The 13,409-nt window shown below is 43.6% G+C and carries 12 protein-coding genes; 9 read left to right on the top strand and 3 right to left on the bottom strand.

Going from position 1 to position 13,409, the window contains the following annotated elements; genetic code table 11:
• The first annotated feature begins 68 nt into the window (after nucleotides 1–68).
• From G7092_RS08470 to G7092_RS08430, 9 genes are all read left to right on the top strand, one after another.
• On the top strand, nucleotides 69–1,220 hold the full coding sequence (locus tag G7092_RS08470; protein WP_235953802.1) for a Gfo/Idh/MocA family protein: 1,152 nt from the start codon (nucleotides 69–71) through the stop codon (nucleotides 1,218–1,220).
• Nucleotides 1,221–1,226: 6 nt separating this feature from the next.
• On the top strand, nucleotides 1,227–2,279 hold the full coding sequence (locus tag G7092_RS08465; RefSeq protein ID WP_166088109.1) for a sugar phosphate isomerase/epimerase family protein: 1,053 nt from the start codon (nucleotides 1,227–1,229) through the stop codon (nucleotides 2,277–2,279).
• A 186-nt stretch (nucleotides 2,280–2,465) separates the two neighbouring features.
• Nucleotides 2,466–3,773: an MFS transporter gene (locus G7092_RS08460; protein WP_166088107.1), complete on the top strand. Its 1,308-nt coding sequence runs from the start codon at nucleotides 2,466–2,468 to the stop codon at nucleotides 3,771–3,773.
• Between the two features lie 141 nt (nucleotides 3,774–3,914).
• Complete coding sequence (locus G7092_RS08455; RefSeq protein WP_166088104.1) at nucleotides 3,915–4,355, top strand: c-type cytochrome; 441 nt, start codon at nucleotides 3,915–3,917, stop codon at nucleotides 4,353–4,355.
• A 33-nt stretch (nucleotides 4,356–4,388) separates the two neighbouring features.
• The gene (locus G7092_RS08450) at nucleotides 4,389–5,636 is read left to right on the top strand and encodes a nucleoside permease (RefSeq protein WP_166088102.1); all 1,248 of its coding nucleotides are present in this window, start codon (nucleotides 4,389–4,391) and stop codon (nucleotides 5,634–5,636) included.
• Between the two features lie 4 nt (nucleotides 5,637–5,640).
• Nucleotides 5,641–6,537 (top strand): hydroxypyruvate isomerase family protein, encoded by an 897-nt coding sequence (locus tag G7092_RS08445; protein WP_166088099.1) that lies wholly within the window; start codon nucleotides 5,641–5,643, stop codon nucleotides 6,535–6,537.
• A 51-nt stretch (nucleotides 6,538–6,588) separates the two neighbouring features.
• Nucleotides 6,589–7,464 (top strand): sugar phosphate isomerase/epimerase family protein, encoded by an 876-nt coding sequence (locus G7092_RS08440; protein ID WP_166088097.1) that lies wholly within the window; start codon nucleotides 6,589–6,591, stop codon nucleotides 7,462–7,464.
• 133 nt (nucleotides 7,465–7,597) lie between these two features.
• Nucleotides 7,598–8,368 carry a 3-keto-disaccharide hydrolase gene (locus G7092_RS08435; protein WP_166088094.1) on the top strand — a complete coding sequence of 257 codons (771 nt, stop codon included), beginning with the start codon at nucleotides 7,598–7,600 and terminating at the stop codon, nucleotides 8,366–8,368.
• A 348-nt stretch (nucleotides 8,369–8,716) separates the two neighbouring features.
• Nucleotides 8,717–9,511, top strand: a complete 795-nt coding sequence (locus G7092_RS08430; RefSeq protein WP_166088092.1) for an NIPSNAP family protein — start codon at nucleotides 8,717–8,719, stop codon at nucleotides 9,509–9,511.
• A 23-nt stretch (nucleotides 9,512–9,534) separates the two neighbouring features.
• On the opposite strand, the gene G7092_RS08425 is transcribed toward G7092_RS08430, so the two are convergent.
• The 3 genes from G7092_RS08425 to G7092_RS08415 are packed head-to-tail and all read right to left on the bottom strand — an operon-like array spanning nucleotide 9,535 to nucleotide 13,403.
• Nucleotides 9,535–10,836 carry a sensor histidine kinase gene (locus G7092_RS08425; protein WP_166088090.1) on the bottom strand — a complete coding sequence of 434 codons (1,302 nt, stop codon included), beginning with the start codon at nucleotides 10,834–10,836 and terminating at the stop codon, nucleotides 9,535–9,537.
• Entirely contained in the window at nucleotides 10,820–12,193 is a 1,374-nt protein-coding gene (locus G7092_RS08420) for a sigma-54-dependent transcriptional regulator (protein WP_166088088.1), read from the bottom strand. The genes G7092_RS08425 and G7092_RS08420 overlap by 17 nt, the downstream gene beginning before the upstream one ends.
• A 22-nt stretch (nucleotides 12,194–12,215) precedes the next feature.
• Nucleotides 12,216–13,403: an ABC transporter permease gene (locus G7092_RS08415; protein ID WP_166088086.1), complete on the bottom strand. Its 1,188-nt coding sequence runs from the start codon at nucleotides 13,401–13,403 to the stop codon at nucleotides 12,216–12,218.
• Nucleotides 13,404–13,409: the final 6 nt, after the last annotated feature.

Raw genomic sequence — 13,409 nt, 5'->3', positions numbered from 1 at the left:
AGTGGAGAATGGTTATAAACTCATGCAACCACTCACCAATCGATTGAATCAACCACTCACTAAAAAGAATGAAACTAAGATTAGGAATGATCGGTGGCGGTCAGGGCGCGTTTATTGGCGCCGTGCATCGCATAGCCGCACGTATAGATGGTGAATATGAATTGGTTTGCGGTGCTTTTAGCAGTAACCCCGAAAAATCACAAGCCAGCGGTTTGTTACTGGGACTATCTCCCAACCGCATCTACAACTCATACACCGAACTTATCGAAAAAGAAAAACAACTGCCAGCGGACGAGCGCGTACAGGTGATCAGTATTGTGACACCCAACCACGTACACTTTGCCCCAACAAAAATGGCGCTGGAAAATGGCTTTCATGTTGTTTTAGATAAACCCATGACCTTTTCCCTGGCCGAAGCCAAAGAACTGGATAAGATAGTAAAGGCTACAGGTAAATTATTTTGCCTTACCCATACCTATACCGGCTACCCGATGGTAAAAGAGGCTAAACAATTGATCAAAGCCGGAAAATTAGGTGCTATCCGTAAAGTATATGTAGAGTATCCGCAGGGATGGCTCAGCAGCTTTTTGGAAGGTGACGATAATAAACAGGCTTCATGGCGCACCGATCCGGGTAAAAGCGGTATTGCCGGTGCCATGGGCGATATAGGTACTCACGCCTTTAACCTGGCCGAATATGTAACAGGTTTGGAGGTTACTAAAATTTGTGCTGATATCAATATTGTGGTTGAAGGTCGTAAGTTGGATGATGACGGTGCCGCACTGCTTAAATTCAACAACGGTGCAAGCGGTGTATTAACCGCCACACAAATTGCCGCCGGCGAAGAAAATAATGTTAAAATACGCGTTTACGGTGAAAAAGGCGGATTGGAATGGCATCAGAGTGATGCTAATTCCCTCACCGTGATGTATACCGATAAACCGATGGAAGTTTGGCGCACGGGTGGTGGCTACACCAGCTCATTCGCGCAGCATAATACCCGTACGCCTGCCGGTCACCCCGAAGGTTACCTGGAAGCTTTCGCCAACCTGTACCGCAATTTTGCCTTAACAGTAAAAGCTGGTATCGAAGGTAGGACAGCTACTCCGGAAGAATTGGATTTTCCGGGAGTTAAAGAAGGCGTGCGCGGCATGGCATTTATCGAAAATGTGATCGCCTCGGGCAAATCAGATAAAAAGTGGACCGAATTTTCTATTTAAAAAACTATGACAACTATAAAAGGACCAGCCATATTTTTAGCGCAATTTATAGGCGATACTGCACCATTTAACAGCCTGGAATCAATTTGTAAATGGGCCGCTGGCCTGGGTTACAAAGGTGTTCAGTTGCCAACTTTAGATGCACGCTTTATCGACTTGCAAAAAGCCGCCGAAAGCAAAACTTATGCCGAGGAAATCAAAGGCATTGTAAACGCTGCCGGATTAGAAATTACCGAACTATCAACCCACCTGCAAGGTCAGTTGGTGGCTGTAAACCCGGTTTACGATTCGCTTTTTGACGCTTTCGCTCCAGAAGCTTATCGCAATAACCCGGCTGCCAGACAAAGATGGGCGGTACAGCAACTGAAATATGCTGCAGAGGCATCAAAAAATTTAGGACTTAAAGCTTCTGTTACTTTTAGCGGAGCCTTGCTTTGGCCAATGGTATATCCATGGCCTCAACGCCCGGCAGGCATAGTAGAAACAGGTTTTGATGAACTGGCTAAACGCTGGAAACCTATCCTGGATGTGTACGAAGAAAACGGTATTGATCTTTGCTACGAACTGCATCCAGGCGAAGACCTGCATGATGGTATCACCTTCGAAATGTTTTTAGATAAGGTTGGTCATCATAAACGTGCCAATATCCTGTATGATCCATCGCATTTTGTATTGCAGTGCCTGGATTACCTGGAGTTTATCGACATCTATCATGAGCGCATCAAAATGTTCCATGTGAAGGATGCAGAATTTAATCCGACCGGTCGTCAGGGTGTTTATGGTGGTTACCAAAATTGGGTTGATCGCGCGGGCCGTTTCCGCTCACTGGGCGATGGTCAGGTTGATTTTAAAGGGATATTCAGCAAATTAACCCAATATGATTTTAAAGGATGGGCCGTATTAGAATGGGAATGCGCGCTTAAACATCCGGAAGACGGGGCAAGAGAAGGCGCCATCTTTATCAAGGATCATATCATCAGGGTTACCGAGCGTGCCTTTGATGATTTTGCCGCATCAGGCTCTGATGATGCATTTAACAGGAAGACGCTGGGGATATAAACCCAATCTTGAAAATACTTTGTCATCCTGAGCGTAGCGAAGGATCTGTTTGTCTGCATACATGTTTACGAATAGATCCTTCGCTACGCTCAGGATGACAAAATAGGCAGGTGATAAGTGGGAAGATAAAAGCATTATATTTGGTATACCAATTAACCAATTCAATTAAACCTAATTATCTTTTAAATGCAAGCCATTAACCGTACACAGCTCTTCAGGGCCAGTTGTTTATCCCTGTTAGTAACCTCATTATCATTCGGCATCCGTGCCGGTATCTTGAACGACCAAGGTGTCAGATTTCACCTTAACGCTTCAGAACTCGGCACCATTGCTGCAACGGCTTTTTGGGGCTTCCCGTTAGCTATCATCGTGGGGGGCTTTATTGTAGATATTATAGGCATGAAAAAATTGCTGGTATCAGCTTTTATTTTCCATTTGATAGGCATCCTGCTAACCATTTTTGCAAACGGGTATTGGACACTGTTTTTGTCGACACTGATGATCGGTATCGCCAATGGTACTGTCGAAGCTTCCTGTAACCCTTTGGTAGCTTCGCTTTATACCGATAATAAAACTACCAAGCTTAACCATTTTCACTTGTGGTTTCCGGCAGGCATTGTGATAGGTACATTGATTGTGTTTGGGCTGGATACGACTTTAGCACATGGCGTATCTCCAAAACCTTATTGGATTTCACAGCTGGAAGTAGCCATTATGCTTATCCCAACATTAATTTATGGTTTCCTGTTCTCCAAACTGGAGTTCCCGGTTACCGAGCGAGTGTCTGCTGGTGTAAGCACGGGCGATATGTACAAGGCGCTCATCAATCCATTATTTGTGTTCATGATTGTTTGTATGTTTGGTACCGCTATTACAGAGCTGTTTACCAACCAGTGGACAGACGTATTATTTAAAACCGTAACCGATAATGCTATTCTGATACTCACTTTTGTGGCCTCGGTGCAGGTGTTGGGCAGGGCATTTGCCGGTCCAATTGTACATCGTGTAGCGCCGCAGGGTGTATTGCTTATTTCGGCAATATTGTCGGCATTGGGTATTTACCTCATGATTCACCTGCATGGCGATGCTATTTATCTGGCAGCTATTGTTTTTGGATTAGGTGTCGCCTTCTTCTGGCCATGTATGATAGGCTTTGTGGCCGAAAATCTGCCACGTACCGGAGCTGTTGGCTTAAACCTGATGGGCGGTGCAGGTATGTTCGGTGTATCTATTTATATGATGTTTATGGGGGGGCATTATGATGCTATCATGACCCAGAAACTTCCGGCAGGAGCTAGTCTGGATGCTTACCGGTCGGCTGCTGCGGGTACGGATATGGCCAAAGCTTTTGATGCAGCCCGATCGGCCGCAGGTCCCGAAGTGCTGAATACCACACTCATTATTCCCGTAGTATTGATAGTTGCATTTGCCGGTTTGGTATTTTATATGCGCGGCAAGAAAAAAAGTGAACCATTAAGCACAGTTGCGGTGTAAAAAGTACACTGATTATGATAAAAAATTGTATTTTTCGCCCTCGTTAATCAAAAACCAAAAAACAGAAGTAAACCGGCAGTTGTAATCAACTAAAACAGATATTCCCCTGTCAGGTTATTATTAAAAAACAAAAAAACACTCATGAAAAAGGCTTTTTTTATTCTTTGTATCAGCGCGGTAGTAACAGCTTGTGGCAGCAATTCATCAACCAAAGGTGGCAGCGACAGCACCAGCGCGGCAAACCAAACCGCAAAAGCAGCTGATGCTAACGCTGATACTGTTGTTGCAAAAACAGGTACAGAAGCGGCTGGCGGATCAGCAGGTTCGGCCAAAGGCGAAAGTTTAATGGCAGCTGCCGATTGCAACACTTGCCACAAGGTTGATACCAAGGTAATAGGACCTGCATTACAGGACGTTGCCGCTAAATATCCAGCCACCGAAACCAATATTGAAACCCTGGCTAAAAAAGTTATTGCCGGTGGTAAAGGTAACTGGGGCGATATCCCGATGTCTGCTCACCCAACTTTGTCATTAGATGATGCTAAGGAAATGGTTAAATACATTTTGTCATTAAAAAAATAAACCTAACCAATTATAAACCTTACAAAATCAATTATGACCACTGGAATCAGGGTAAAACTTTCTGCTATGATGTTCCTCGAATTTTTTATTTGGGGAGCATGGTTTGTAACACTGGGCGCATTTTTAGATAAAACGCTGCATGCCACAGGTGTTCAGGCCGGATCTGTATTCTCCACTCAATCGTGGGGCGCTATTATTGCACCTTTTATTATCGGTTTAATTGCCGACAGGTATTTTAATGCCGAAAAAATACTGGGCATACTGCATATTGCCGGTGCTGTTTTAATGTACCAGATGTACAAGGCCTCAGATGTTGCAGGATTTTATCCATACGTATTGGGTTATATGGTGCTGTATATGCCAACGCTGGCGCTGGTAAATTCGGTTTCATTTAACCAGATGAAAGATCCGGAAAAGGAGTTTTCTTCTATCCGTGTTTGGGGAACTGTGGGGTGGATATTGGCAGGTGTATCCATCAGCTATTTGTTTCACTGGGATTCTCCAAACGGCATTGCACAGGGCTTTTTAAAAAATACGTTCCTGATGGCAGGAATTGCCTCCCTGGTTTTGGGTTTATTCAGCTTCACTTTGCCAAATACGCCGCCTAAGGTTGCTAAAGACGAGAAGGTTAGCATTTCGCAGGTACTTGGCCTGGATGCATTGAAACTGCTGAAAGACAAAAATTTCGCTGTTTTCTTTGTAGCTTCTATCCTGATATGTATTCCATTGGCATTTTACTATCAAAATGCAGGTGCGTTTTTAGCCGATATTAAGGTTGATAATCCCACCGGAAAAATGGCCATTGGTCAGGGTTCAGAAGTGTTGTTTTTGCTTTGTTTACCTATATTCTTTAAGAAATTCGGGTTTAAAAGAACAATCCTGGTGGGTATGCTGGCGTGGGCGGTTAGGTATGCCATGTTTGCCTACGGTAATGCCGGCGAACTGAGCTTCCTGCTCATCATAGGTATAGCGCTTCATGGTGTATGTTATGATTTCTTCTTTGTTTCCGGACAGATCTATACAGATTCAAAAGCTGGCATCCAATATAAAAGCGCTGCACAGGGTATGATAACCCTGGCTACTTATGGCGTGGGTATGTTGATTGGGTTTTATATTGCCGGATTAATATCCGACAGCTATAACAGCCCTGCCGGGCACGATTGGAAAATGATATGGCTGATACCTGCCGGTATCGCGGCCGTAGTATTTATCTTGTTTGTACTATTCTTTAAGGATAAAAAAGATAACGTAGCTATTAACGAACCTGCACCTAATAACTAAATCAATGGCATCAAACCAAAACCGGAGATCGGCTATCAAAAACATGCTTGCGGGCACGGCTGCTATCACAGCGTCGGGCGTGCTTACTTCATTTACGTCAACCGAACAAGAGAAACAAATGGTGTTACCTGATACGCTAAAAGGAAATATTAATCACGCCGTTTGCCGCTGGTGTTACGGCGATATAAGCGTGGAGCAACTTTGTAAAGCGGCCAAAGATATCGGTATTAAAGGTATCGACCTGGTTGGCCCAGCTGATTGGCCTACGCTTAAAAAATATGGTCTGTATTCATCCATGTGTAATGGCGCCGAAATAAACCTTACCGATGGTTTTGGCGATAAACAGTTTCATGCCCAGTTGCAGAAAAACTATTCGGAAATGATACCTAAAGTGGCGGCAGCAGGTTATAAAAACCTTATCTGCTTTAGCGGTAGCCGCCGGGGTAAGGATAACGAAACCGGATGGAACAACTGTGTGGAAGGTTTGAGACCAATGGTTGAACTGGCCGAGAAACATAACGTAGTACTGGTAATGGAATTGCTGAACAGCAAAATTGATCACAAAGATTACCAGTGCGACCGTGTATCATGGGGCGCCGAACTTTGCAGAAGGCTAGGTTCCGAAAACTTTAAACTACTGTACGATATATACCACATGCAGATAGATGAGGGCGATGTGATCCGCAATATACGTGATAATCATCAATACATCGCGCACTATCATACCGGTGGTGTACCTGGCCGAAACGAAATCGATGATACGCAAGAATTATATTATCCGGCTATTATGAAAGCTATCGTAGGGGTAGGGCATAAGGGCTATGTAGCACAGGAATTTATTCCCAAGCAGCCAGATCATATTGCTTCTTTACGTAAGGCGGTACATATTTGCGATGTTTAGACCTTAAGCTTTGCAGCCGCTCTAACAAATACATTAACCAAATAACTATACATGACAACCAGAAGAACATTCTTAGCACAAGCCGGATTAGTTGCGGCAGGTGTGATGATAAAACCTAATTTACTATCGGCCAAAAGCACTAATGGTGTGGGGCTGCAATTATACAGCCTGCGCGACCAACTGCCAAAAGATGTAAAAGGCGTAATTGCCCAGGTTGCTAAAGCCGGTTATAAAGAAGTAGAAACCTTTGGGTTTAATCAACAAACAGGTTACTGGGGCTTACCAGGTAAAGATTTTGGTCAACTATTAAAGGATAACGGCTTGAGCACACCAAGCGGTCACTATGGTCTTGATCAGTATTTTGGCGAAGGTAAAACCGATGACTTGAAGGCTTATATTGAAGTAGCTAACACCATCGGTCAAACTTATATCATCATCCCTTCACTAAACCACAACTTCATCAAAACGGTTGACGATTGCAAAGGCGTAGCCGAAAAGATGAATAAAATTGCCGAGATCTGTAAAGCATCAGGTTTAAAGCTGGGTTACCACAACCATAATTTTGAGTGGCACCCGGTTGGCGATACTACTTTTTATGATGTGATACTAAACAATACCGATCCTAAACTGGTAAATATGGAAATGGACCTTTACTGGGTAGTTCGTGCCGGTCAGGACCCTGTAGCTATATTCCAGAAACATCCGGGTCGTTTTACCTTTGTACACATTAAAGACAGGGATAAAACCAATGCCAACCTGAACACCGAAATTGGTAATGGCGACATTGATTTTAAAACCATTTTGGGTAAAGCCAAGCTTGCCGGCATTAAACACTTTATTGTGGAGCAGGAAAACTATACCAATATCGATCCGTATGTAAGTATTGCCAAAAGTGCATCGTACTTGAAGAATACATTACACGTGTAGTATCAAGTAGTTAGTATCAAGTATCAAGATTTTTGTTCTTTTTAGGAATTGAAGCCAAAGATAAAAGGTGTCTTGATACTTGATACTAGCTACTTGATACTAAAAACAATTTAAAACCAATTATAATACTGATATGAAATATCCAATTGTATTAACAGCGCTTTTAGCAGGAAGCTTTTTTGTAGCTAATGCGCAACAGGCAAAACCAGAAGATACTGAAACCTGGGAACCGATACCAAAAGTAGTTGTTCCGGGTAAAGTTTTAGGCGAGGCCCCTTCTGACGCTATTGTTTTGTTTGATGGCAAAAATCAGGACGAGTGGGTTTCTGTAGCCGACCAGACACCTGCATCATGGGTGGTTAAAGGCGGTATTTTAACCGTTGATAAAACCAAGGGTAACATTGAAACCAAAAGAAAATTCACCAATTACCAGTTGCATATCGAGTGGCGCGTACCTGCCAACATTACAGGAGAAGGACAGGCCCGTGGTAACAGTGGTATCTTCCTGGCTTCATTAGGCAAAGGCGATGCAGGTTATGAATTACAGGTTTTAGATTCATACAACAATAAAACTTATGTTAATGGTATGGCGGGCAGCTTATACAAACAAGCTATTCCATTGGCAAATCCTGGTCGTAAACCAGGCGAGTGGAATGTGTATGATGTGATTTGGACCGCTCCGGTATTTAACGAGGATGGTTCTTTAAAATCAGCAGCCAAAGCTACCGTATTTTATAACGGTGTTTTAGTTGAAAATAACTTTGAACTATGGGGCCCAACCCAATACATTGGCAAGGCATCTTACGAAGGTAAAAAACATGGTGCTGCGCCAATTAAATTGCAGGCTCATGGCGATAAAAGCGAACCGCTTAGCTTCCGGAATATCTGGGTGCGCGAATTATAATATCCCGTATTTGTTTAATAAATCCAGGGCCTGTAAGCAATATGCTTGCGGGCTTTTTTGTTGGTGCGTAAATCCGGTCTGATAAAATACTAATTCAATAAGGAGGAGACTCCGATGGAGTCGAAAGATGATCATATGTTTTCTATAAACACGAGGCTCCGCTGGAGCCTTGAGCTATCTATGCTCCGGAGGAGCGACCTGTTTATAGTATATTGTATAATCAACATTATAAACTCCATCGGAGTCTCCTTATTTTGATCGAACTACTCTTATAAATTATTTTTAATAGTGATGAAAAAAACAAAAAATCATCAGATTTGAACCTATCTTTACCATTTTAATAAACTCATGAAATCACTTTACCAAACCCGCTATTCACTGTTCGCGTTGATATTATTTTTTATGCTGGGCCTTTCGGCCTCTTCGGCTATGGCAGCTAAAAGGTTTTACTATCAGCTAAAAATATATCATTATAAAACAACAGCGCAGGAGGGGAGGATAGAACGTTACCTGGAGCAGGCCTATGTGCCGGCTATGCACCGGGTGGGTGTAAAAAATGTGGGGGTATTTAAACCGGTTAAGCAGGATACCGCCGATATGCGCATTTATGTTTTTACACCATTCTCCACCTTTGATAAATTGGTAAATAATGACAAAAAACTACAGGGCGATACTGAATACTTAACCAATGGCGACGATTACATCAACGCCGGGTATAAAGATGCGCCCTATACCCGTATAGAAACTATCGTGTTGCAGGCTTTCCCCGGTATGCCGGGTCCGGCTGTTCCCAATTTAACGGGCGCCAAAGCCGATAGGGTGTACGAACTGCGCAGCTACGAAAGTGCTACCGAGAAATATAATTTCAATAAAGTACGCATGTTTAATATTGGAGACGAGGTGGGATTGTTTAAACGCCTGGGCTTTAACGCAGTATTTTACTCGGAAGTGATTTCAGGCAGCCGTATGCCTAACCTCATGTACATGACCACTTTTAATAACAAGGCCGACAGGGATAAGCATTGGGAAACATTTAGTAATGATGCCTACTGGAAAAGCCTTTCCTCAAAGCCCGAGTACCAGAATAATGTATCGCACGCGGATATTATTTTCCTGTATCCTGCAGCTTATTCGGATTTTTGATTTTTGTTAAATCATTTATTGGCTCAATTGTAATGTATTGTAAATTCCGTTTGCTTATCGGCTACGGTTTTGAGGCTAAATTCAAAGCCATGATTAATCAGGATCTCGCGAACCAGGGTGAGACCGATACCTTGCCCATCTTTTTTGGTGCTGAAAAATGGCGAAAACAGGTTGGCATGTTCGCTGGCGCTGATACCCTTGCCGGTATCCGTGATCACTAGCAGACGTTTAGCAGGTATGGCGGTAATTTTTATTATGCCGCCATCCTCAATAGCCTCAATGGCATTTTTAACGATATTGATAAATGCCTGCTCTAATTGCTGTTCATCTGCACGGATGTGAATAGCATCGGCTGGTAGTTCCATCTCAAACACCACTTTATTTTCACGGGCTTTAGCGCTCATAAGCGTTGCTACCGAATTGATTAACTTTTGCAGTATGATGGGTTGCTTGTTAGCCGGCGGAAGTTTCACCAGATCGGCGAAGTTGCGCATAAAATGGTTCAGATTTTGATTGCGGTCCATGGCTATTTGCAGGGCATCCTTCAGCACATCAAACTCGTGGCTTTCCCAAAGCTGATCGGTACCCATTGCCGATTGCATAATGGAATTTACCGGGCCAATGGTATTATTCACTTCATGCGCCATCATCCTGATCACTTTGCCATAAACCTTCTTCTCGGCAGCCAGGATCTCGGCGGTAAGGTCCTCAATCATGATAAAATGCCTGGAAAAACCCCGGTCCACAAAATGTGATTTTTGCAGTTTGAACGAGCTGATGCCATCAACCCGGGCCACCGTTGTTTCACCTGATTGTAGTTCCCTGATCTGTTGTATTAACGGGTGCTCCAACTCATCAATAGAATACCCTTTCAGGCTTTCTTCGCTAACCGACAGCAATTGTAAAGCTTTCGGGTTTACCTGTTGGATACGGTTGTCATAATCCAGTATGATGATACCCGTTGGCGAAGTAAAGATCAGTTTCTCTAAAAAAAAATGCTGCTGCTCCTGCATGGTACGCTCCTTTCTTAACTCATCCATCATCCGGTTATACACCTCAATCAATTCATCGACCTCATGTTTGCCCGTGGATATCAGTTTTACGTTAAAATCCTTGTCTTTAATAGCTTCTACGCCCTGCATCAATAGTTTAAGGGGTTGTATCAACTGGCGGTAAAGCTGCCAGGCTATGACGGCAGAAATGATGACCACCACCTCCGACGCGATGAAGAATATTTTATTATCGCTAAAAATAAAGTAAGTAAGCACCAGCGTAAGCAGGTGCAGTATAACCACAAATAAGATATATTTAATCCTCAGCTTCATCGTAAGGTATCTGGTATTTATCGAGGCGGCGGTACAGGGCACTACGCGTGAGGCCCAGAGCAGCGGCGGCACGGCTTATTTTGTTTTTATGATGATCCATTGCCCGTTTAATCATCTCTACTTCCACTTCTTCCAGCGTGAGGGTACCCACGCCAGGCAGTTGCATATTCCCCTTTTTTACCGGCGAAAGCTCCAACTGTGAGCGGAAATCATCAATACCTAACTCATCCTTTTTACTGACGAGAATGGAGCGCTCTACCAGGTTTTTCAATTGCCTGATATTACCCGGCAGCGGCAGCTGCTGCAGCCATTTCATAGCGCCCGGTGCTACCGATAGCTTTGGCCGGTTATAAATTTCTTTTAAGTTATTGATAAAAAATTCCACCAGCAGGGGGATATCCTTTGGTCTGTCGCGCAGGGCGGGTAGGTAAACGGTGATAAGGTTGATGCGATAAAGCAGATCCTCGCGAAACGTACCCTTGCTCACCATTTCATTTAAGTTTTTGTTGGTAGCACAAACTATCCGTACGTCAACTGTTTTGGTACGACTGCTGCCCAGCACCTCGTAGGTGCGATCCTGTAGTACACGCAGCAGCTTTACCTGGCTGCTGGCATCCAGGTCGCCAATTTCATCCAGAAATATGGTGCCTTTGTTGGCCATTTCAAAACGCCCGATCCTGTCGAACCGTGCATCGGTAAACGCGCCCCGGATATGGCCGAACATTTCGCTTTCAAACAGAGAGGTGCTGATACCACCCAGATTTACCTTAATAAATGGTTTGTTACGACGCAAACTATTTTGGTGGATGGCCTCGGCAATCAGTTCCTTACCGGTACCACTTTCGCCCATGATGAGTACCGATGCATCAGTTTGGGCTACGCGGCCTATGGTTTCCAGTATATCCAGCATTTTAGGGTCTTCACCAATAATGTGCTGAAAGTTGTAGCTTTTATCAAGCTGTTTACGGGTGCGGTGTTCGGCCTTGTTGTCCTGCAGATCGAGCAGGGTTTTAACCGATTGTACCAGGTGCTCGTTGCTCCAGGGCTTATTGATAAAGTCGCTGGCGCCTATTTTCATACCGGCTACGGCCAGTTCAATACTGCCCCAGCCGGTTATCAGTATTACGGGAATGGTGTTGTTGATCTGCTTTATTTTGGTCAGCAGGTCGAGCCCTTCCTTGCCCGAGGTATCTATCGAAAAATTAAGGTCGAGTATAATCAGCTCCGGGCTTTGCTTGCGGATAACCTTTAGTGCCTCGGCCGGGCCTTCGGTACACTGCACATCGTAGCCTTCGCTTTTCAGCAACAATACTAAAGAGGTGCGTACCGCTAAATCATCATCAATAACCAATATCATAATAGCAGGTTAATATCGTAATTTATTCTTCATGTAAGGCTACCGCCGGATAAATTGCCGCGGCCTGCCTGCCAGGATATAATGAACACAGGAATACCAGCGTATAAATAAACAAGATAGCCAGCAACATAGCAGAAATATAAATACCTGCCGACAGATCAAAAACATTCAACAAAGGGAACTGCACGGCAAAAAAAGACCCCACAATTAATGACAAGGTAGCCAGAATCATGGATTCATAAATAAGCTGTGACGAAACAGCTCCACCGCTGGCGCCAACCGCCCGCCGCAAACCAATTTCTCCACGGCGTTGGTTGATGTTATACCAAAGCACCCCGAAAAGCCCCAGTGCAACATTGATAGCCAGAAAAACGCCTACAATACTCAGCACGATCATGGGTACCAGGGTAAAATAATTGATGCTTGTACGTTTATTGGTTAAATGCTCTATCTCAACGTTTGAATTTTTCATATAGTTGGCCAGGGTTTTATATAAGCGCCCTTCAAAAGCAGCGTTGGCACCCGGGGTAACCTGCACCATGATTTTACCAAACCAACGGAGTGAGCCGGTGTCTGACCGTTGATAGAGCCCTAAACCAGCAGGTGCATAATCGCCTTTCACTTTAATACTTTGTACTACGCCTATCACCCGCATCATTTTATCTTTATCATCGCCATTAGAAATTAACTGACCTACTGCAGTTCCCTTACCAAACAATTGTTCTTTAGTGTCGCTATTGATCACGATAGGCTTGTCTTTGGCAACTATATCAGTTTTATTAAACCAGCGCCCTTCCAATATCTGCATATTCATAGTGGCCGGGTAACTGTCATCAGCCGTATAAAAGTTCATATGGTAAAACTCTTTTTTATGGTAGGTAACACGCCCTTGCGACATATTATTGGTAAATGGGGTATTAAAGCTACAAAAGCTCAAATCCCGTACCTCAGGCATTGCCTTAATATTCTGGCGTAAAATTTCATAATAGGTGTTGAGCGAGTCGGTGCTCTTTGTTTGGTAAGCGTTGTTGTAGCTTATTACCCATACATTCTGATACTCAAAACCCATCGGTTTTTTATAGTTATCGTAATAATACACCAGCAGTGTAAATACAGCAAACAGTACCAGAAACGAGAACAACATTTCGGTCATGAGCAAAAAGTTCTGTTTCTTTTTGTTCCAGATCAGTTTAAATAAATGCTTGAACATTATATC

It is taken from the genome of Mucilaginibacter inviolabilis, assembly GCF_011089895.1.
Classification (GTDB): Bacteria; Bacteroidota; Bacteroidia; order Sphingobacteriales; family Sphingobacteriaceae; genus Mucilaginibacter; species Mucilaginibacter inviolabilis.
Note: the sequence above shows the minus strand (reverse complement) of the source record. Positions and strands in the feature narration are given on the sequence as shown.

Bases quoted from the DNA above. Each gene is read 5' to 3' on its own strand.
- G7092_RS08465 (WP_166088109.1), top strand. From the start codon at position 1,227: ATGACAACTATAAAAGGACCAGCCATATTTTTAGCGCAATTTATAGGC.
- G7092_RS08440 (WP_166088097.1), top strand. From the start codon at position 6,589: ATGACAACCAGAAGAACATTCTTAGCACAAGCCGGATTAGTTGCGGCA.
- G7092_RS08425 (WP_166088090.1), bottom strand. From the start codon at position 10,836: ATGAAGCTGAGGATTAAATATATCTTATTTGTGGTTATACTGCACCTG.
- G7092_RS08470 (WP_235953802.1), top strand. From the start codon at position 69: ATGAAACTAAGATTAGGAATGATCGGTGGCGGTCAGGGCGCGTTTATT.
- G7092_RS08415 (WP_166088086.1), bottom strand. From the start codon at position 13,403: ATGTTCAAGCATTTATTTAAACTGATCTGGAACAAAAAGAAACAGAAC.
- G7092_RS08445 (WP_166088099.1), top strand. From the start codon at position 5,641: ATGGCATCAAACCAAAACCGGAGATCGGCTATCAAAAACATGCTTGCG.
- G7092_RS08435 (WP_166088094.1), top strand. From the start codon at position 7,598: ATGAAATATCCAATTGTATTAACAGCGCTTTTAGCAGGAAGCTTTTTT.
- G7092_RS08455 (WP_166088104.1), top strand. From the start codon at position 3,915: ATGAAAAAGGCTTTTTTTATTCTTTGTATCAGCGCGGTAGTAACAGCT.
- G7092_RS08420 (WP_166088088.1), bottom strand. From the start codon at position 12,193: ATGATATTGGTTATTGATGATGATTTAGCGGTACGCACCTCTTTAGTA.
- G7092_RS08460 (WP_166088107.1), top strand. From the start codon at position 2,466: ATGCAAGCCATTAACCGTACACAGCTCTTCAGGGCCAGTTGTTTATCC.
- G7092_RS08430 (WP_166088092.1), top strand. From the start codon at position 8,717: ATGAAATCACTTTACCAAACCCGCTATTCACTGTTCGCGTTGATATTA.
- G7092_RS08450 (WP_166088102.1), top strand. From the start codon at position 4,389: ATGACCACTGGAATCAGGGTAAAACTTTCTGCTATGATGTTCCTCGAA.